This is a genomic window from Brevefilum fermentans (assembly GCF_900184705.1).
GTDB lineage: Bacteria > Chloroflexota > Anaerolineae > Anaerolineales > Anaerolineaceae > Brevifilum > Brevifilum fermentans.
On the sequence record NZ_LT859958.1, the window covers coordinates 1,708,640 to 1,729,028 of the forward strand.

17 protein-coding genes are annotated in these 20,389 nt (G+C 48.0%); 11 read left to right on the plus strand and 6 right to left on the minus strand.

The genetic code is table 11. The annotated features are described in order from the left end of the window. Positions 1–20 precede the first annotated feature (20 nt). Positions 21–545 carry a methylated-DNA--[protein]-cysteine S-methyltransferase gene (locus tag CFX1CAM_RS07530; protein WP_157891786.1) on the minus strand — a complete coding sequence of 175 codons (525 nt, stop codon included), beginning with the start codon at positions 543–545 and terminating at the stop codon, positions 21–23. 381 nt (positions 546–926) lie between these two features. On the opposite strand from CFX1CAM_RS07530, the gene CFX1CAM_RS07535 reads away from it, so the two are divergent. The 8 genes from CFX1CAM_RS07535 (at position 927) to mutS (ending at position 11,437) form a co-directional block, all read left to right on the plus strand. Continuing rightward, on the plus strand, positions 927–1,478 hold the full coding sequence (locus CFX1CAM_RS07535; protein WP_087862434.1) for a phosphoribosyltransferase family protein: 552 nt from the start codon (positions 927–929) through the stop codon (positions 1,476–1,478). Positions 1,479–1,603: 125 nt separating this feature from the next. After that, positions 1,604–2,317, plus strand: coding sequence for a DinB family protein (locus CFX1CAM_RS07540; protein ID WP_087862435.1), 714 nt, complete (start codon positions 1,604–1,606; stop codon positions 2,315–2,317). A 236-nt stretch (positions 2,318–2,553) separates the two neighbouring features. Beyond that, on the plus strand, positions 2,554–3,084 hold the full coding sequence (locus CFX1CAM_RS07545; protein WP_087862436.1) for a lamin tail domain-containing protein: 531 nt from the start codon (positions 2,554–2,556) through the stop codon (positions 3,082–3,084). A 16-nt stretch (positions 3,085–3,100) separates the two neighbouring features. Then, positions 3,101–4,807, plus strand: coding sequence for a DNA polymerase III subunit gamma/tau (dnaX, locus tag CFX1CAM_RS07550; RefSeq protein ID WP_087862437.1), 1,707 nt, complete (start codon positions 3,101–3,103; stop codon positions 4,805–4,807). Positions 4,808–4,836: 29 nt separating this feature from the next. Continuing rightward, positions 4,837–5,184, plus strand: a complete 348-nt coding sequence (locus CFX1CAM_RS07555) for a YbaB/EbfC family nucleoid-associated protein (protein ID WP_087862438.1) — start codon at positions 4,837–4,839, stop codon at positions 5,182–5,184. Between the two features lie 13 nt (positions 5,185–5,197). Continuing rightward, on the plus strand, positions 5,198–5,806 hold the full coding sequence (gene recR, locus CFX1CAM_RS07560) for a recombination mediator RecR (RefSeq protein ID WP_087862439.1): 609 nt from the start codon (positions 5,198–5,200) through the stop codon (positions 5,804–5,806). 252 nt (positions 5,807–6,058) lie between these two features. Next, entirely contained in the window at positions 6,059–8,803 is a 2,745-nt protein-coding gene (alaS, locus tag CFX1CAM_RS07565; protein WP_087862440.1) for an alanine--tRNA ligase, read from the plus strand. A 63-nt stretch (positions 8,804–8,866) separates the two neighbouring features. Then, positions 8,867–11,437: a DNA mismatch repair protein MutS gene (gene mutS / locus CFX1CAM_RS07570; RefSeq protein WP_087862441.1), complete on the plus strand. Its 2,571-nt coding sequence runs from the start codon at positions 8,867–8,869 to the stop codon at positions 11,435–11,437. A 99-nt stretch (positions 11,438–11,536) separates the two neighbouring features. Here the strand turns inward: mutS and glpK are convergent, their stop codons facing one another. Next, positions 11,537–13,036: a glycerol kinase GlpK gene (glpK, locus tag CFX1CAM_RS07575; protein ID WP_087863253.1), complete on the minus strand. Its 1,500-nt coding sequence runs from the start codon at positions 13,034–13,036 to the stop codon at positions 11,537–11,539. 5 nt (positions 13,037–13,041) lie between these two features. Then, complete coding sequence (gene fmt, locus CFX1CAM_RS07580; RefSeq protein WP_087862442.1) at positions 13,042–13,965, minus strand: methionyl-tRNA formyltransferase; 924 nt, start codon at positions 13,963–13,965, stop codon at positions 13,042–13,044. A gap of 129 nt (positions 13,966–14,094) precedes the next feature. On the opposite strand from fmt, the gene CFX1CAM_RS07585 reads away from it, so the two are divergent. Next, a complete protein-coding gene (locus CFX1CAM_RS07585) occupies positions 14,095–14,433 on the plus strand; it encodes a DUF4870 domain-containing protein (protein WP_087862443.1) in 339 nt (112 codons plus the stop codon). A gap of 277 nt (positions 14,434–14,710) precedes the next feature. Then, a complete protein-coding gene (locus tag CFX1CAM_RS07590) occupies positions 14,711–14,962 on the plus strand; it encodes a glutaredoxin domain-containing protein (protein ID WP_087862444.1) in 252 nt (83 codons plus the stop codon). Between the two features lie 64 nt (positions 14,963–15,026). Here CFX1CAM_RS07590 and CFX1CAM_RS07595 read toward each other — a convergent pair whose 3' ends face one another. Genes CFX1CAM_RS07595 through CFX1CAM_RS07605 form a run of 3 tightly spaced genes read right to left on the minus strand, consistent with a single transcriptional unit; the run spans position 15,027 to position 16,690 of the window. Beyond that, positions 15,027–15,275 carry a hypothetical protein gene (locus tag CFX1CAM_RS07595; RefSeq protein WP_087862445.1) on the minus strand — a complete coding sequence of 83 codons (249 nt, stop codon included), beginning with the start codon at positions 15,273–15,275 and terminating at the stop codon, positions 15,027–15,029. 13 nt (positions 15,276–15,288) lie between these two features. After that, positions 15,289–16,134 (minus strand): DegV family protein, encoded by an 846-nt coding sequence (locus tag CFX1CAM_RS07600; protein WP_087862446.1) that lies wholly within the window; start codon positions 16,132–16,134, stop codon positions 15,289–15,291. Beyond that, positions 16,127–16,690, minus strand: coding sequence for a sigma-70 family RNA polymerase sigma factor (locus CFX1CAM_RS07605; RefSeq protein ID WP_087862447.1), 564 nt, complete (start codon positions 16,688–16,690; stop codon positions 16,127–16,129). Before CFX1CAM_RS07605 ends, CFX1CAM_RS07600 begins: the two co-directional genes overlap by 8 nt. Positions 16,691–17,254: 564 nt before the next feature. On the opposite strand from CFX1CAM_RS07605, the gene gcvT reads away from it, so the two are divergent. After that, complete coding sequence (gcvT, locus tag CFX1CAM_RS11390; protein WP_157891788.1) at positions 17,255–20,389, plus strand: glycine cleavage system aminomethyltransferase GcvT; 3,135 nt, start codon at positions 17,255–17,257, stop codon at positions 20,387–20,389.

Consider the following 20,389-nt stretch of genomic DNA (forward strand, 5'->3'; position numbering starts at 1 on the left):
AATTTGGGCGCGCGACCTTTTTACGGCTGAATCACCCTGTGGTTGATGACCGTATGACCTTCCAGTTTTAAAAGGTAAGCTTTTACATCCAAACCGCCACCGAAGCCGTGCAATCCATGGTCAGACCCAATAACCCGATGGCAGGGAATCACAATTGGTATCGGGTTGCGCGCCAGGGCGGTGCCAACTGCTCTTGCTGCACCCGGTTTACCAAGCTGATTTGCGATTGCACCGTAGGACATCACCTGTCCAAAAGGGATTTCATAGGTGATGCGCAGAACTTGGAGTTGAAATCCCTGGATATACGACCAGTCAATATCAACGGTGAACTCGCGTTGGAGGCCTGACAGGTAGGCATTCATCTCAACCAGCAATTTATTGGCGGTTTCCCAGCCCGCCAAAGTCGGAGTTTCGTCCGGTTGGTTGAGGGTTGCCTTATATTCTTCCAGGTTCGAGAAAGCGACACCTTGCAATCCGTGCTCACCGGATGCAAAACTGATCGGACCAATTGGTGAATTCGTTATTTCAACAAATGTGAGCCCCAAACAACACCTCTTTTCTTCTACTGAATTGATTTGTGTGGCGTCAATCATACTGCATATATTGCCAAAAACTACTTTTCTCAATGCTTTTCCATATGTATTATGGGACAATCGTAGAGTAATCGTAGGGCAATCGTCAAGCATGATCTTTCGATTTGCTGTAACATGGGTACAAGTAAAGGCGACTTCTCTTCTTCTCCTCCTTATATGAACGTGCCAGGGTCGGCGTCCATGGCACGTTCGAAATTTAATCTCTCAGAACCTGGCAATTGACAATATCTTTGCTGTCGATTACTTTTACGTTTCAGAAGCGGGAGAGTTGATAAAAAAATGAACAACATGATTTATAATTAACCCAATTAAAAATTCTTTGGAGAACTCACAATGAAAAAACGTGAAACTTATGGCATCGAAATCGCCGGATTGCACCGTGAATTAGAATTATTTGAAGTTAAACCTGGTTTAAGAATCGCGATTCTAAATATCCTTGGAGATACGCCCTTAGTCGAGGCTTGTGCTACAGCCCTGGCTGAAAAATTAATTGGTCTTGATTTTGATGTTCTGGTAACTGCTGAAGCAAAAAGCATTCCGATTGCCCATGCACTGTCCGTTGCCACTGGCAAACCCTATGTGGTGTTACGTAAATTCTATAAACTCTATATGGGCGATGCCTTGCAATCGGAGACATTCTCCATCACCACTGGCGAACAACAAACCCTGTTTCTCGATGAGAAAGATCGTGCATTAATCAAGAGCAAAAAGGTTGTGATCATCGATGATGTCATCAGTACAGGTTCGACACTCCAGGGCATGCATTTTATTCTGGATAAAGCCGGTGCATCCGTTGTTGCTGAAGCCGCAATACTCACCGAGGGCGAGCAGGCAAAATGGTCTAACATCATCTCCCTCGGACATATCCCAATATTCGTCGATTAATCATGGTCTCATTTCGCACAAAGCGCTGAATAACCAGGCGAGATCGGTCAATATTGTGCCCGATTTTCAATTCTCCGGGTCGTTAATGCGATTAGAATATGGCTGTCGCGTACAAAGGAGCATTTATGCACATTCGGATTGGCATCGAAAATAATATTGAAGGACGTACCCTGGCTTGGGCTTTGGATTACCCTGGCTGTTTCGCCTATGGCATGGACGAAGCCGAAGCTCTGATCAACCTGCCCCGAGCGCTGCTGGAATACGATTACTGGATCAAGAATCACACCGATGATCCCTGGGTGAATTTTACGGACATGGGCATGGTGGTTGTGGAAAAGTATGACACTTTCCGCCTGGGCGCAGACTATTTGCCCGCTCCCGCCGGCGAGGGATATGAGATCAACGCCTGGTTCATCGATGATTGGCGCCCGCTTTCAATGGTGGAGATTGAACAGGGGTTGATGATTTTTCGATGGCAGCGTGAGGAGTTGCTGGCAGGTCTAACCACACTCCCACCGCAATTGCTGGAAAAAGACTTCCCAAATCAGCGCTGGACCATTCTGGGCATCGCCAAACACGTCGCCAATGCGGAACTCTGGTATCTCCAACGAATGGATCTGGTTAACCTCACCCGGCAAGAATTCCCTACTGAAACAACAGCCCGCCTGGCACATACGGCGAATTTGATTGAGCAAACTTTCCCACAGTTTGCAGACAAGACGGTCGTCAGGGGCATTGAGGGCGAAATTTGGTCATATCGCAAAATCCTGCGGCGAACGCTCTGGCATCAGCGCGATCACATCGAACATATCAAACAATTGGCTTTTAGCGAAACATAAAATGTGATCAATCGCAGTCCAAAGCAAGCATTTAGAGCAATGCCTGTCTTGTTATTCATTAACCTGATATCGATAATGTACAGGGAAAAGCAAGGCTCACGAATCTCTTCTTCGGTGGAAAATTCGCAGTTCAAACGAATACGGCATTATGCTTTCATTAATTGTGGCTCTGATCCATTTTTTGGCAAAAAACCTAAGGTGTGCTATCATTTCATTACATCGGAAGGAAGCTTTCAATGGGAAAGAAATCGCGCGCGTTCCTTTTTATTTTAGTCAATATCATCGTTTCTGTAAGCGTTACACTGACTGTGCTGTGGTTTTGGCAGCGCGCGCATCCTCTCCCTGACATATCAGCCCCTTCTATTCCAGCCACTGCAGTGGATCAACCCTCCAGACAGAGCCAAACAGGCGTCCAGGATCTCGACCCCACTCCTGATCTTTCGCTCTTTGATCAGGATGTCAACATCACCATCCGTGCAATAGTCGGCGCTGGGGATATAAATATTGAATACGTTGAAATCATCAACCAGGGGAAAAATCCAACCAATCTAACGGGGTGGCAACTCATCGACGAGGACGGGCACAAATTCACATTTCCTGCCCTGATACTGAGCAGCGGCGGTGCCATCAAGATTCTCTCAAAAGCCGGGACGAATACGGTAATAGAATTGTTCTGGCGGGCAGATTCTGCCATTTGGCAATCTGGAGAAACAGCTCGTTTGGTGGATTCTGCTGGCGAGACTATAACAACTTATTCAATACCTTAGGGATAAAAGATAACTTATGACCCAAGCACTTTATAGAAAATGGCGCCCACAGGGTTGGGAAGAGGTAATCGCCCAGGAACATGTGACCCAGACGCTTAAAAATGCTGTCGCCAATGACCGAGTTGCCCATGCATTCTTATTCGCCGGTCCACGCGGCACAGGCAAAACAACAACCGCACGTATACTGGCAAAGGCTGTCAACTGCCTCGAACCGGACCTCTCCATGCGTCCATGTAATGCCTGTGCACACTGCCAGGCTCTCAATTCTGGACGATTCATGGATCTCATCGAAATCGATGCCGCTTCGAATACCAGCGTCGATGATGTCAGAGACCTGCGCGAAAAGATCAACTTTTCACCATCACAGGGACGTTTCAAGGTTTATATCATCGATGAAGTCCACATGCTTTCGAATGCAGCCTTCAATGCCCTCCTAAAGACGCTGGAAGAGCCACCTCCCCACGCAATTTTTGTCCTGGCCACCACGGAAATTCACAAAATTCCGGCGACGGTGCTCTCACGGTGTCAGCGTCATGAATTTCGCCGGATTCCTATTTCCAGCATGATCTCATACTTGAAAGAAAAAGCTCACGCTGAGGAACTCAATGTAGACGAATCCGTCTTTACTGAGATCGCCAGGCAAGCCACCGGCAGCCTGCGGGATGCAGTTTCTTTGCTTGATCAGCTCACATCCTCAGACGAGCACATCACGCTTGAGATGGCTCAACAAGTTTTAGGCACAGCCACCAGTTTGCGGGTGATTGAAGTCATCGACGCACTGCTGGCAAAAGACACTCAAACAGGTTTGTCCTTGATCAGCAATGCGTTGGACAGCGGCGCAGATGCGCGCCAATTTTCGCGACAAATCGTAACTTATCTTCGAAACGTTCTTCTTTACAAAATGAATAACAAAATCCAGGTTGAAGCGGTCGAGACCATCAAAGATGCACTCGAAAAACATGCCTCTCAATTTTCAATGCGAGAATTACTGGAAGCCATTAACGGATTCAATGCAGCAACCACCCAGGAACATTTCAACTGGCATCCAGGGTTGGGGCTCGAATTAGCCTTTAGCAGTTATTTAGCCCAACCCGAGCCAGAATTAGGCGCCCCTCGAGTGGATGTCGACCTGGTTAAAGTCGCAAAACCATCTCTGACAGCAGCAGAAAATTTAAAAGCATCCAAAGAGAAAGTCGAAGACACGACTCCAGCCCCACAAATCACCCCTGTCCCGAAAGCTGAAAAGCTTGTCGATAAAGCGGACCTTGAAGCAATAGATCTCGTGACACATGAAGCGGCGGAACCAGAAACCGTTGCAAATGCTGCGGTCACAAGCACCGCATCCTTACAGGATGCTGGAGGAATCAGCTTCAGCGATATCCAAAAAGCCTGGCCGAAAATTAAAGCCCTGGTTAAAAAACACAACCCTCGAACTGAAGGTCTGCTCAACTCGTCGAAACTGACTGGTATAAGAGAAAATGTTGTGATCCTTGGGTTTTCATCTAACCTGCTTAAGGAAATGATGGAAAAAGAAGGCAACCTCACGCTGACCATGGATATTCTCGAAGAAGTTCTGGGCCAGCCTTTATTAATCAAATGTATTGTTAGCACACACGATGGGAATCCAATTCCCGACGATTTAAAGATCGAAGAGGATGGAATGGTGAGTACAGCAACACGTGATCTGGGTGGTAGAATCAGCCGAGCAAAAGAAGAAAAATAAAGATTGAATAGTTGTTGAAAGGAAAAAACATGGCAAAAGGATACAATCGACCCCGACAAAGCAAGGGTGTTGGCGGAGGTGGGATGATGACACAATTTCAGCAGATGCAGGAGCAGATGGCACAAGCCCAGGCTGAATTGGCTGATGAAACCGTCACTGCGACCGTTGGCGGCGGCGCGATTCGTGTGACCATGACCGGCGATCAGGTGTGTAAATCGGTGGAAATCCTGCCGGATCTGCTGGAAGACATCGATGCCGAGATGCTTCAGGATTTGATCACCAGTGGTGTAAATGCAGCCTTAGACCAATCCCGAGAGCTCGCCAGCCAGAAAATGAGCCCCTTCACCAATATGTTGGGCGGATTGGGTTTGGGTTAGTAGGTTACTGTTTATGCATCGATTACCCGAACCTGTCCAGAATTTAATTGATGCCTTTGCTCGCTTGCCCGGAATCGGCCCAAAGACAGCTTCTAGGCTCACCTTTTTCCTGTTACGCGCGCCCGAAGATCTGGCTACATCCCTGTCTCAGGCTTTATTAGGAATTAAAAAAGATACAAAGCTATGCGAAGTTTGCTTTAATATCACCCTAAAAGACCGGCCAACCTGTGAGATTTGCAACAGCCCGCTTCGGGATGCCCAGACTTTGTGCATCGTTGAAGAACCCCTGGATGTTTTGGCGATCGAAAAAACTGCTGGATACAACGGTCTTTACCATGTCTTACACGGTGTGCTTTCGCCTATCGAAGGGATCGGCCCGGAGGATCTCAAAATCAAAGAATTACTGATTCGGCTGGAATCTCAAGATTTTAAAGAGGTTATCCTGGCTACAAACCCGAGCATGGAGGGTGATGCGACCGCCATGTATCTGCATGAGCGCATTGCACCTCTCAACATCCGGGTGACGCGGCTGGCTCGTGGGTTGCCCGTCGGTGGGGACCTGGAATACGCGGATCAGAATACGCTCCTGCGAGCATTGGCTGGCCGGGAGCGGCTGGAATGAGATCCACGAACTTGATCAGCAAATTACCTGCTTTTTCGAATCAAAATATTAATTAAAACCATAAATATCCTGTGATTTTTTGATTGCGGTTTCTATTTCCCCAAGCGATTTTTTCCTCGATTGAGTCAGAAAATGGCAGAAACTCAGGTACTGAATGATTTGGCATTCGCCAACCCGTTCGCCTTCCCAACCCCCTGCCAAATATCGTATAATTTATAGGTTATTATCATTACAGCATGTCAGGAGTCCTTTATGTCAGTAAAACCCACAGGGGCGGAGATAAGGCAAAGTTTCATTGATTTTTTTGTCGAACGGAGCCATACTTTTGTCCCATCATCCTCCTTGGTCCCCGGGGGAGACTCAACCTTGCTGTTTACTAATGCTGGCATGGTTCAATTTAAAGATGTCTTCCTCGGCACAGATCAACGGCCGTATACTCGCGCAGTCAACTCACAGAAATGTCTGCGGGTATCCGGAAAACACAATGATCTTGAGCAGGTGGGACGGGACAATACGCACCACACCTTTTTTGAAATGCTGGGAAACTGGTCCTTTGGCGATTATTATAAAAAAGAGGCTATCGCCTGGGCCTGGGAATTGCTGACGGAAGTCTGGAAACTCCCTAAAGAGAAATTGTGGGCTTCCTACTTCAAAGACGAACTGGGAATCATCCCGGAAGATCGAGAAGCTGCAGAAATCTGGCTTAAACAACCCGGTTTTAATCCTGATCACCTTCTGCCTTTTGGCCGGAAAGAGAATTTCTGGGAAATGGCTGATACCGGGCCCTGCGGACCGGACTCCGAAATTCACTTCGACCGCGGCCCTGAGTTCTGTGAATTTGGTGATGACCCGGACCACGTCTGCCAGGTCAATGGCGATTGTGGGCGCTTTTTAGAATTCTGGAATCTGGTTTTCATTCAATACAACCGTATCTCGCCAACTGAACTCATTCCATTAGAAAAAACTCATGTTGATACTGGCATGGGATTTGAGCGCATCGTTTCAATCTTGCAAGGTGTTCCGTCGAATTATAAAACCGACCTGTTCACCCCGCTGATAGCCTGTATCCAAAACCTGACATCACAGTCTGACGAAGAACGAGAAGCCAACCTGACACCCTACCGGGTGATTGCAGACCATGCCCGCTCTACGACCTTCCTGATTGCCGATGGCGTGGTACCTGGCAATATCGGTCGCAACTATATCTGCCGTATGTTGGTCCGCCGGGCGGCTCGTTTTGGAATGGCGCTGGGCTTGCACGAACCATTTTTAGCCAAAGTTTCGCAGGTCGTAATCGATGCGTATGGAGAATTCTTCCCAGAACTCAAGCGCAACGCCCCTGCCATTTTAGATAACCTCACACGGGAAGAAAAACGCTTCGCCAAAACGGTCCATGCCGGGTTAGAACATTTAGAAGAGCTGCTCGTTGAACTTAAAACCAGTGGAGAAAAGGTGCTGCCTGGAGAAAAAGCTTTCAATCTTTATGCTACATTGGGATTGCCTTTTGAAATTACCCGTGATATCGCCCAGGAACAGGGACTGGATGTCGATGCCTCAGGTTATCAAGAAGCCATGGAAACGCATCGTTTGATTTCAGGCGCGGATAAATCTTTTGCCGGGGAGGCCCCTGAAGAGGTGAAAGTTATTACCGCACTGCATGACCGACTGATCGACGCTGGAAAACTCTCACAATCCGGTGTCGGTTATGACCCATACCATCCTGAGGAAAAGCCACAAGAAGTCCTGGCACTGATTAAAGAGGGTCAAGTCGTGGACCAAGTTGCCTTGGGTGATACAGTCGAAGTGCTCTTGCCAGAAACTGCATTTTATGTCGAATCCGGCGGCCAGGTCTCTGATACAGGTCAAATCGTCAGCGCGGTTGAAGGCAATTGGGTCATCGATGTAACGGGGATGCGAAAACCCGCTGCGGGGATGATCGTTCACACTGGCAAAGTTACCGCAGGCAACCCACAGGTCGGTGACGTGGCCATAGCCCGGGTTGATCTCACACGAAGAGCCGAGATTATGCGTAATCACACCGCCACTCACCTCCTGCACGCTGCGTTGCATTCGGTTTTAGGATCACATGCCAGGCAGGCGGGTTCGCTGGTCGCGCCGACTCATTTGCGCTTCGATTTCACCCATCCTGAACCCATGACCCACCAGGAGATACTTGCGGTTGAGGCGCATGTCAACCAGGCCATTTTAACCAACTATCCTTTAAACATCGCTCAAAAGCCCCTCGATCAAGCCATACAGGAAGGCGCAATGGCGATCTTCGGTGAGAAATATGAGGGTATCGTTCGGACGATTCAGATCGGTGATGATGCACTTCTTTCCTACGAACTTTGCGGCGGTACCCATGTCGATAATACCGGCGATGTGGGCTTATTCCTGATCACCTATGAAGGCAGCATTGCAGCAGGTGTTCGCCGCATTGAGGCCGTCACCGGATGGCGCGCTTATCAGCTCGCCCGTGAACGCATGAACACCCTTGATGAGATTAATGCCCACCTGGGCACATCGCCGGCTGAAACACTACCTAAGGTAAAAAACTTACTCGATGCCATCAGCAACCTGGAAAAAGAAAATGAAAAAATCCGCCATAAGCTGGTCGGCAGTGCCTTTGATGAAATCCTGGATCATCTGGACCACATCGAAGGGATCCCAGTTCTTAAAGCCATTCTCCCTAACGCAGACATTGATGTCCTGCGTGAAATGGCCGACAGGTTCCGGGCAAAACACGGCACAGGTGTGACCGTCCTGGCATCCGACCAAAACGGTAAGCCGATCCTAATTGCCGCAGTTACGGATGACCTGGTGAAGCGCGGTTTTCATGCCGTTCACCTCGTCCAAAAGGTTGCCAGAGTTGTCGGCGGCGGCGGTGGAGGCAAGCCAAACCTGGCGCAAGCTGGTGGAAAAGATTCATCCAAACTGGCTGAAGCCTTGGATCAGGTGCAGGTTTATATCCGCGAAATTATGCAATCACCTCAGTAAGCAGTTCTCGAATGAGTCGGAATGGATTGACTAAAACAAAAGCACTTAATGTAATTTTAATTGATGGATAAATTAACCCCTCTCCGCCGGCAATATTTGGATATCAAGCGTCAGCATCCTGATGCGATCGTCTTTTTTCGGTTGGGTGATTTCTACGAAACCTTTGATGAGGATGCAAAAATCACATCGCGGGAACTGGATATTGTCCTCACCTCTCGACCGGTTTCAAAAGGCGTTCGCGTACCGATGGCAGGCATCCCCCATCATGCAGCTGAGAATTATCTTTCACGCCTGATCAACAAGGGTTACCATGTCGCCATTTGCGAACAGATCTCAGATGAACCGGAAAATGGACTGGTGCCGCGTGAAGTCATCCGTGTAGTCACACCGGGGACCGTTGTTGAACCCGGCTTGCTCCAACAACCCAGCAATAATTACCTGGCAACCGTTTTCTTCCAGGACCAGCGAGCCGGACTGGCTTATGTCGATATCTCAACCGGTGAATTTGCAGTCACTGAGCTGGTTGGCAAAGATGTCGAGGACCAGATCCGCTCCGAGCTTTTCAGGCTGCAACCATCAGAGATTCTCTGGCCCGATTCACTGCCACGACCTGAACATCTGCCCGGCTTCAGTACGCCTTATGAAAGCTGGCATTATGAGTTAGGTCGCTGCACCGACACCCTTAAAGAGCACTTTGGCGTGATTTCACTGGACGGCTTTGGTCTGAGGGGTAAGCCCATGGCGGTGCGCGTTGCTGGAGCAATCCTGGCTTATCTTGAAGACACCCAACGCCAATCCCTCAAACTGCTCAATCATCTCAGCACGTATACCCTGGACGAATTCATGGTGTTGGATGCAGAAACCCGTCGAAATCTTGAGCTCACCGAAACCATCCGCTCAGGGAAAACCCATGGCTCCCTGCTGGGCATCCTCGATTGTACGCTCACCCCGATGGGTCGTCGCTTGTTACACCAGTGGGTCAGCAAACCTTTGCGCAACACCGCTGAAATTCAACGCCGCCTGGACGCAGTTGAGTATTTTTATAGAAACGGTCTCATCAGAGCCGAAGCCATGGAGGCTTTGGAGTCCTTTGACGACCTTGAACGCTTGACCAACCGGGTGGTCTCCGGGCACGCCATCCCACGCGACCTGGTGTCAATCCGCGAAAATCTGGCACATTTACCGCGTTTGAAAGCTATTTTTAAGGATGAAGATCCCGCTATCGCCCACACATTGAGCAATATCCGCCTGTGCCATCACCAGCTTTCGCTGCTCCAAGCCGCCATCCAGGATGAACCGCCAGCAACTTTGGCAAGCATCGGTGTTATCCGCAAAGGATTTTCACCTGAATTAGACAACGTAATGGATTCTTCACAGCATGCGCGCCAGTGGATCGCAGACCTTGAAAAAAACGAAAAGCAACGTACGGGAATTAAAACACTTAAGGTTGGATATAACAAAGTCTTCGGTTACTACATTGAAGTGACCAAAGCAAACACCGATTTGGTGCCTGAGGAATATATCCGTAAACAGACGCTGGTGAACGCCGAACGCTATATTACTCCTGAGCTTAAGGAATACGAAAGCCTGGTTTTAAACGCTGAAGAACACATTCATGAGATTGAGAGCCGGGTATTTGCCCAGGTTTGTGCTGAATTGGCTGAAGGCGCCCAGGAATTGCTGGCTACCGCCCGGGCGATTGCACAGTTAGATGCTTATCTTTCTTTGGCAGACACTGCTGCACTCAACGGCTACCACCGACCTGAAGTCGTTGACAAAAAATGCCTGCAGATCATAAACGGGCGGCATCCGGTGGTTGAGAAGTTGCGCACATCTGATCGCTTTGTCCCAAACGATGCCGTATTTGAACAGGACGAGATCATCCGCATCATCACCGGTCCCAATATGAGCGGTAAATCAACCTTTTTGCGCCAGGTCGCGTTGATCGTCTTAATGGCGCAGATGGGTTCTTTTGTTCCCGCTGAATCCGCCAAAATCGGCCTGGTGGATCGGATATTTACCCGCATCGGCGCCCAAGATGAAATCCACGCCGGGCAATCGACCTTTATGGTTGAAATGGTCGAGGCAGCGAATATCTTGCACAACGCCACCCACCGTAGCTTGTTGATTCTGGACGAAATCGGTCGAGGCACCAGCACCTATGACGGGGTGTCTATCGCCTGGGCGATGGTTGAGTATATTCACAGCCACCCTGATTTAAAAGCTTCCACCTTATTTGCCACCCACTACCACGAGCTGACCCAGCTTGCTGATTTGCTGCCAGGGGTTCGTAATTACAATATTGCGGTTTCTGAAGCGGATAATAACGTGGTATTCCTGCACAAAATCGTGCCCGGGGGCGCCGATCGCTCGTATGGAATCCACGTGGCGCAATTAGCCGGTCTGCCAAAACCGGTGACCCAGCGCGCCCACGAAATATTGCGCCAACTGGAAATTTCTTCTGGATCCACGCTCGAACAAAAGGAGCAGGAAAAGGGTCAGCTCACCCTGTTCCCGGAGAACAATCCGCTGCTTCAAGCCTTTACAGACCTGGATATCAACAGCCTGACTCCAATCGAAGCTTTGAACCTGCTATATGACTGGAAGCGGCGATTCTTTCGCGACGATCAATAATTTGGAATAAAGCCACCGACAAGCCCTGGAACACTCCACAGATTTAAATCAGAGGATAAGCCATGACTGGTTCGGGTTAGATTTCAATGGGCATTAAGCTTAAGACTCGACCCAATCAAAGGTGCGGGTGACCGCTTTTTTCCAGCCTTGATACTTCACCGTGCGCTGTTCTTCTGACATCGTCGGCATCCAGCGCTGGTCCTCACGCCAATAGTCCCGCAGTGAGTCAATATTGGGCCAGAACCCTACCGCCAATCCGGCAGCATATGCCGCACCGAGGGCGGTGGTTTCTGATACCACCGGGCGGATCACCGGTACATTCAGGATATCCGCCTGGAACTGCATCAATAAGTTGTTAACGACCATCCCCCCATCCACCTTCAAAGCCTGTAATTTGACCTGTGAATCCTTCTCCATAGCATCCAGGACTTCGCGGGTTTGGAAAGCAGTTGCCTCCAGTGCCGCCCGGGCAATATGGCCTCGGTTAATGTAACGAGTCATTCCCACAATTACGCCACGTGCATCACTGCGCCAGTAAGGCGCAAACAAGCCTGAAAATGCAGGCACAAAATAAATTCCGCCGGTGTCCTCAACTGTTTTTGCCAGCCCTTCAACCTCGTCAGAAGAACCGAACATACGCAGATTATCGCGCAGCCACTGAACCAACGCGCCGGCAATGGCAATCGAACCTTCCAGGGCATAGACCACTGGCTGGTCGCCAATTTGGTAACCGACCGTTGTCAACAGGCCAGACGCACTGGGAACGACCTCCTGCCCGGTATTCATCAGCATGAAACAACCCGTGCCATAAGTATTCTTGGCTTCTCCCGGGTCGTAACATGCCTGGCCAAACAATGCAGCTTGTTGATCGCCCAGGATGCCGGCAACAGGCACGCCGGAAAGCACGCCTTTCGCTGTACCGTAAATCGTCGATGAGGGCCGGATCTCAGGAAGCATACTCCGGGGAATATTCAAAATTGAGAGGATGTTTTCATCCCAATCCAATGTGTGCAAATCCATCAACAAAGTTCTAGAGGCATTTGTCACATCCGTAATATGCACTCCCCCCTGTGGACCTCCCGTCAGGTTCCATGTCAGCCAGGTGTCAACTGTACCGAATATCGCCCTGCCAGCCCGTGCATCATCTTGCAAGCCAGGCACATTTTTCAGCATCCAGGCGATTTTTGGCCCAGAAAAATAGGTGGCAAGGGGCAGTCCTGTGACCTGGCGAAAACGATCCTGACCAAAGTCTTTAGCCAGTTCATTGCACAGTTTGTCCGTACGTGTATCCTGCCACACAATCGCGGGGTAATAAGGCTTGCCCGTCTCCCGATCCCAAACCAAGGTCGTCTCCCGCTGATTGGTGATCCCAATTGCAGCCAGAGCATTGGGTGTAAGGTTCAGGTCATTTAATACTCCCTGCACCACTAATTGGGTTGATGACCAGATTTCCAGAGGGTCATGTTCAACCCATCCCGGCTTGGGGTAATGTTGTTCGTGCTCCTTTTGTTTTATACCAATGATCTCCCCCTGGTGATTAAACACAATCACCCGTGTGCTGGTTGTCCCCTGATCAATTGCCATCACGTAGTTTGCCATTTGCATTAATCCTCCTGGTCTTCTATCCAATTATGCGTGCCCCGCAAGAATTCCCTGCCAGACATTCGTTTTTTTCCTGCCGCCTGCACCTCACTCAGTACCAGCATTCCCTTCCGAGTGCCCAACGCCGGTTGAGAATCGATAATATAGCGTTTGCCAGGGACAGCTTGTTTCTGTACCAAAGCCTGCGCCCGGAATACCCGGATTTGCACACCTTCTAAATAAAAGAAAGAACCCGGCCAGGGGTTGAAAGCCCGGATCTGACGGGTCAAATACTCCGCCGGGCGATTGAAGTCCAGCTCGCCGTCTGCCTTTACGAGCCGGGGTGCCTGCGTTGCCTCGGCATCAACTTGGGCACGGGGTTTAATCGCGCCATCGAAATATAATGGCAGGGTATCAATCAATAATTCTGCGCCCATTTGTGCCAGCGCAACGGATAAGTCGCCTGCGGTCATCTCATGTTGAATCGGCACTGAACGCTGGCTGAGTATTGGACCTGTATCCAAACCCTCGTCCATCTGCATAATAGTAACGCCGGTGATCTCATCATGCAAAATCGCCGCCTGGATAGGTGCTGCTCCACGCCAACGGGGCAGCAAAGATGCATGCACATTGATGCAACCATAAGACGGGATTGCCAGGACATCTTGTTTAAGAATTTGCCCAAAGGCTACCACGACAATCACATCAGGAGCAAGCTTGCGAATTAAATCAATCGCAGCAGTTTCTCGAAGCGTTTTTGGCTGAAAGATGGGCAACTGTAATTCATGAGCCAAAACCTTCACAATCGGGGGTTGAAGTTTTCGACCGCGTCCAGCGGGTCGATCGGGCTGGGTCACAACACCGACGATGCTCCAGTTCTTAGCAAGCGCCTGCAATGCAGGAACTGCAAAATCTGGTGACCCCATGAAGACGATCCGCTTATCCATACCTCCCATTTTAACATAATAAATCCCCCGGTGCGGGAGTTGTTTGGCATTTAAAATAATTTATGCTATACTTTTTTATAGAATGAACAAACCAATCATCAAACAACCACTACTTTCAGGAGGCATAGGATGACTGAGGAAAAAATAATTGATCCAAACATTACTAGCGATGATAAACTGTGGGCTTTATTGGCCTATCTACTTACACCATTAATCCCGATAGTTCTTTTATTGCTCGAAGACAAGAAAGATCGACCTTTTCTCAAGGCACATTATCCACAAGCCTTGGCTTTCGGCATTGTTGCCTGGGTGATTTCTGGTTTATTGTCGTTTGTATTTGTTGGCTGCGTGACCGGGGTCGCTGCCCTGGTCTTCCAGATTATTTGGGGCATTAAAGCCTACAATGGAGAGTATGTAACCATCCCGGTCATAACAGATTTTGTCAAAAAGCAGGGTTGGGCAGACTAAAAATTTTCAAAAATAAACAACCTGTCCAAACTTTATTGGACAGGTTGTTGTTTAACGATCTTTTTTTGGCCGATGGATTTCAGCAAGCCAACAATCGCCTGAAGATCTGACGATTTACTGTTTATTGGAATGAATTGTTAAAATAACCTGATTGGAGCCACAAATTTCGGGCGGAACATCCCCGGATTAACGATGATCGATTTGAGATCCTGGAATTTAGAATCGCTTTTCAGTCCATCTGATTACAATTAATCGGATCATCTGCTAAGGAGTGAATTTGACGAATAAGATCACAGTTTATGGTGTCCGCTGGTGCGGCGATTGCAAGCGAGCGTTGCGAATTTTGGATGAGCGCCAGGTTGATTATGTCTGGGTTGATATTGATCAGAATGAGGACGGAGAAGCCTTCGTTAAATCGACCAATCATGGTAATCGCAGCGTTCCGACAATAATATTTCCTGATGGCAGTATTCTGGTTGAGCCTGCAAACCAGGCATTGATCAATAAATTAGAGATTTTTGGTTTTTAAAAATCCACCCTCGACAAAACAATCTTGACTCAAATGATCAAGAGGCTTCAATCAGAAAGCTGATTTAAGCCTCTCTTGATCCTTGCAACAATTCTTTACCAATTAAAAAGATGATCAAACCAAAGAGAAGGCCGCCGGCTGTTGTAATAAAAATATAGGCAGTCCGGCGTTGCTTTAGAAATATCGGGGAATTTTCAAGGCGTGAGCGCAAATTTCCCACAAATCGCTGATCAGGCTTGATCGGATGAAACCTGTTTTTTAATATTCGTTCAATAGCCAATAACTCGTCGCTGACAGAGAGATGATCCTTCATTCCAAATTTCTCCCTAAATCATTTCCGGATATGCCACGATCCCAACTGTTTTGGGACCAAGATTCGCAGCTACCGAAATTGAAAGCTCAGTGAAGATAGTCTCAGTGACATTAAGCGTGTCACTAATCATTTTTTGCAATAATTCTGCAGTAGGCCTGTCTTGTGAATGAACAATCGCCACCTTAATCGCTTCATTGCCAAACCGCTGATAAACTTTAGCAACAATTTTTTCTAAAGACTTCCTACGTGTCCTCACCAGGTCTGACATGCTTAATAAACCTTCTTTCAGCGTGACAATTGGTTTAATATCCAAAATTGATGTTAAGGCGGCTTGCAGCTTGCCAACTCTTCCCGACCGATACGCAAACTCCAGGTTGTCAAGGGTTAGAACAATGATCAATTGATCTCTTAGCAGGCGAAGTTTTTCCAAAATCTGTTCAATGGTTTCACCGGCGATATCCCGCAGGCGTGCATCTCGTGCCATCAATGCAAGCACTGCAGATCCCGCATTCGAGTCAAATGTAATCACCTCTATCTTGTTTTTAAGCTCTTCAGCAGCTTTTTGCACCATTTGAACAGTTGCTGACATTTTCCCAGATACGTTAATCGATAGGACCGTATCACCTGCATCATATAAATTCTCTATCAACGTTTTGATCATGTCGGGTGATGGGGCTGCGGTTTTGGGCCGATTCTTTTCATCCTGAACCAGTTCATAAAAAAGACTAGGGTTGATATCCACACCCTGGTAGTAGGTTTTATCACCAATTTGGATTGGAATGGGAACGATCTGAAACTGGTATTTTTCTTCCCAACCTTCTGGCATGTCGCCCGAACCATCGATAAGGACTTTAAGCATTTTCTTCTTTTCCTGTGCTCATAATATCGCGCAATTCCAGCAGTGTCCGGTGATAAAGGCTTTTAATCGCGCCCTCGCTCTTTCTTAGAATTTTTCCAATTTCTGCGTTTGAAAGTTGATCCAAAAACTTTAACACCAACAATTCCTGGCGAATGGGTGAAAGCTTACGAATTGCTGCCATTAAATTTTCAATTTCTTGTGTCTTGACCGTTTGCTTTTCCGGATGTTGGTCATACTGGGGTAGAAACTGAGCCTGTTCATCATCCAGTGCTATTTCCCGTTTTCTCACTCGATCATGATAGTAATTTGCAACCAGATTGTGCGCAATTCGGTACAACCACGCTGAAAAGGGCAAACCCATGTGACGATAACTTTTAATATTACTCATCGCCTTGAAAAATACTTGCCCGGTCAGGTCCTCTGCATCCCTTTTGCTGTCAATGCGAAAATAAATGTAGTTATAGATGCGGTCAACATACCGCTCGTACAGTAAACCAAAAGCGTTTGGATCAGATTTCGCTGCATCGATCAGGGCGATTTCTTCCTGCGGGTCCATCAAGGGTGAGCGCCCTTCTGCTTAATAGTCATTAACAAAGAATTCATCAATAAGTCACATGAAATTGGAAATGGATTGACTTTTGTATGATTATAACAAAATAAGCCCATAAAGGAATGGATCATGCTTTATGTTCATCAAGCATTAATTTTAACCTTTTTCCGCCTTGAAACAGCAATCCAGTCCACCCAAGGTATGAAGTGGACTCTTATTATAATCACTGAGATCATCAGGAATCACGATTTTTCTCTCTTCTTTACCCAATGATGCGTAACAGAACACATTTGGCGTGCAACCTGTCCAAATTGCAGGTGATTAAAATCACATCTCTTATTATTACATGAAAAACATAACCATAAGCAATGTATAATATAATGTAACTACAGAATTATAATTTCATTGTCATTTAGAATATTTCTTGTATGCATTAAGGACAATGATACAGTTATATCACGCTTGCATGCGGAGGATCAAATCTCATGGTCAGTGCACATGATCCGGTTGAAAACATGTCAGCGGCATTATTCATTAAATTATAAAATTTTCCATAAAAGGAGATCACAAATGCGTCAATTTCATCATCAAAAAGACCTTGAGAATATCGATCCGGGCCTTTATGAAATCATTAAACTTGAAGAAGAAAGACAGGTAAGGCGCTTGATCATGATCCCCAGTGAATCTGCAACGCCTGTGGCAGTGCGCGAGTCGTTGGGTTCGATCTTCACCAACATCTATGCCGAGGGTTATCCACCTCCAGAAACACAGAAGTACACCGAGGAGGAAATCCTTGATTACACCCACATGCTGGGCATGTATCGGCGATATGGCGACCCGCGCTTTTACAAAGGCGTGGAATATGTTGATGTTGTTGAAGCCTTAGCCAGGCATCGCTGCGCGAAGGTCTTTGCCACCAACAACCTGACTCCGGATGATCTGTATGTAAATGTCCAGCCATTATCTGGTGCACCTGCCAATAATGCCGTTTATTCTGCCTTTCTACAGCCAGGCGATACCATCCTTGGTATGAATTTATTGCATGGTGGTCACCTCACGCATGGTTCTTCCGTAAACCGCTCGGGCATGATTTATAATGCCCAGCACTATTCTGTTGACCCGGTAACAGAAAAACTGGATTACGATGCAATCCTTGAAAAAGCACTCGAGGTTAAGCCAAAGATCATCATCGCTGGCTATTCCAGTTATCCCTGGATGCCAGATTGGCAGAAGTTCCGTGAAATTGCCGACAGTGCAGGCGCACTCCTGCTGACAGACGTGAGCCATATCGCTGGTCTAATTGCGGCTGGTGTGGTTCCTTCTCCAGTTGGGTTTGCTCACATCATCACGTTTACTACACATAAAAGCATGTTGGGTCCTCGTGGCGCCTGTATCATCACGGATAATCCAGATTTTTCTAAGAAAATCGATAAAAGCATTTTCCCGGGTGAACAAGGCGGACCTCATATAAACACAATCGCTTCAATGGCGCTGGCTTTTAAACTGGCACAAACCGACGCGTTTAAAAGGCTCCAAGCCCAGGTCTTGAAAAACGCAGTCGCATTCGCCGATCAGCTGCAAAAGCGTGGAATGCGTGTTCCCTATCAGGGCACCAACACTCATCTTGTTCTTCTGGATTGCAAAACGGTCAAAGCCAAAGATGGGACACATCTTTCCGGTGAAATGGGAGCTCGAATCCTCGATATCGCTGGTATTGTAGCCAACTACAATACCATTCCAGGCGATCGCTCGACCTTCTCTGCTTCGGGGATTCGGTTTGGAACGCACTGGCTGACCCAGCGTGGCCTGGAACCTGAAGATTTCGCACAAATTGCAGACATCATCTGTGACCTGTTCTGCGCTGTCACACCCTATAAAATGCCCGGACGTACGCGAACTTTACAGCACGCAAAAGTCGATTTCAACATCCTTGAAGACGCAAAGCGAAGAGTTATTGCCCTTGCAGAAAAAGCGGACCCCCTCATCGACCTACCGAAATACCATGGCTATCCGCATTTCTTCAGCTTAGACGACAATATTGATGCCGAATGGGCACGGTTTTCCCTCTCTGGCGATCAGATCCGAATGTTCCTTGACTACACTTTAGTCAGTGAAATTGAGAACCTGGATGAGGGAGAAAGCCAGGCAACCATGATCCACACCTCTGAAGGCTCGATTAAAGGCGTGATCAAATGCCTGGACCCAGGCACATTTACTCTTTATGTCCCTGGTCATCAGGCAGGATTGACCAGTAGCTGGTTACGTAACCTCTCTGACGGTTACATCAAATTTGACGACGATCTGATGCTTACTGTTCCAGGACCTGTACGCGTCGAAGACCTGCCCCCTGGCGCACCAGATATCACCATTAAAATCCTTTCAAGCAATCGTAAACCTTACTATATCGGGATGGATAATGACGAACATACGGGCGAAATCCTGCCTGAATTTGTGTGGGAAGAACCGCAATCTGAAGAACTCCGCAGGACACCGCTCTTCCAAACCCATGTTAACATGGGAGCCAGAATGATCCCCTTTGCGGGTTGGGAGATGCCGGTTTGGTACACTTCGGTTATGGAAGAACATAAGGCTGTGCGCCAGACAGCAGGTTTGTTTGATGTCACCCACATGGGTGTTTACCAGGCGGAAGGACCGGATGCTGCCATCTTCCTTGATAGCGTCTGCGGAAACGACATCAGCTGGCTGGCTGTCGGCGAATCCTGTTATACACATTTCATGGACCTGGATGCCAATGTCATCGATGATTTGTTGGTTTATCGACGGGATAAACAAAAATTCCTGGTTGTGGTCAACGCCTCCAATGATGATAAAGATTGGGCGTGGTTGAACGCTGTGCGCAAAGGCGAAGTGTTGGTTGACAGAGGAAAGCCATGGGCAGTTGCCTTTGGCAGAAACGTCATCTTACGAGATCTACGCGATCCCCAGGCAGGTGAAGACATGCTGGTGGATATCGCCATACAAGGACCAAAATCCCGTGATATTTTACTTTCGCTTAATTGCTCTCTCGTGGATCGAGAAGCCATCTTAGAATTGAGCAGGTCTCATCTCTGTGAAGCGACCCTGGATGGGATTCCCATCGTGGTGTCGCGAACAGGTTATACCGGCGAACAAATCGGTTATGAACTCTTTGTTCACCCTGATCGCTCCGTTGAGCTCTGGAACAAACTGATCCAGATTGGTCAACCCTACGGGATGAAACCTTGTGGGTTAGGAGCTCGAGATTCCCTGCGCACAGAGGCTGGTCTTCCGCTTTATGGTCATGAAATGGGCGGCGAGCTCAACTTAGGCACCAGCGAGGCCGGCTTTAGCTGGTTCGTCAAACGCCACAAGCCCTGGTTCATCGGACGAACGGCATTCCTGGAAAGAGAAACTAAACGCGAAGGCAATATTGTTCGCTTCAGGTTTGATGAAAAACGAACCCGACTGGCACATTTAGGTGATCCGGTCGTTGATGAGCGTGGCAAGGTTGTTGGCACTGTCACCAGTTGTGCCATTGATACTGAAGGCTCACTCACCGGTCAAGCCTATGTTTTAGACAAATACACAAAAGAAGATACCCCCATTTTGATCTACCAAAGCACTCCTTCATCCGGTGGAAAGGCTTTGGGGCAACTGCAAACAGGTGACCGGGTCACCTTACCATCCCGGGCAACAGTCATTAGTCGCTATCCAAAAAGGAGTTAA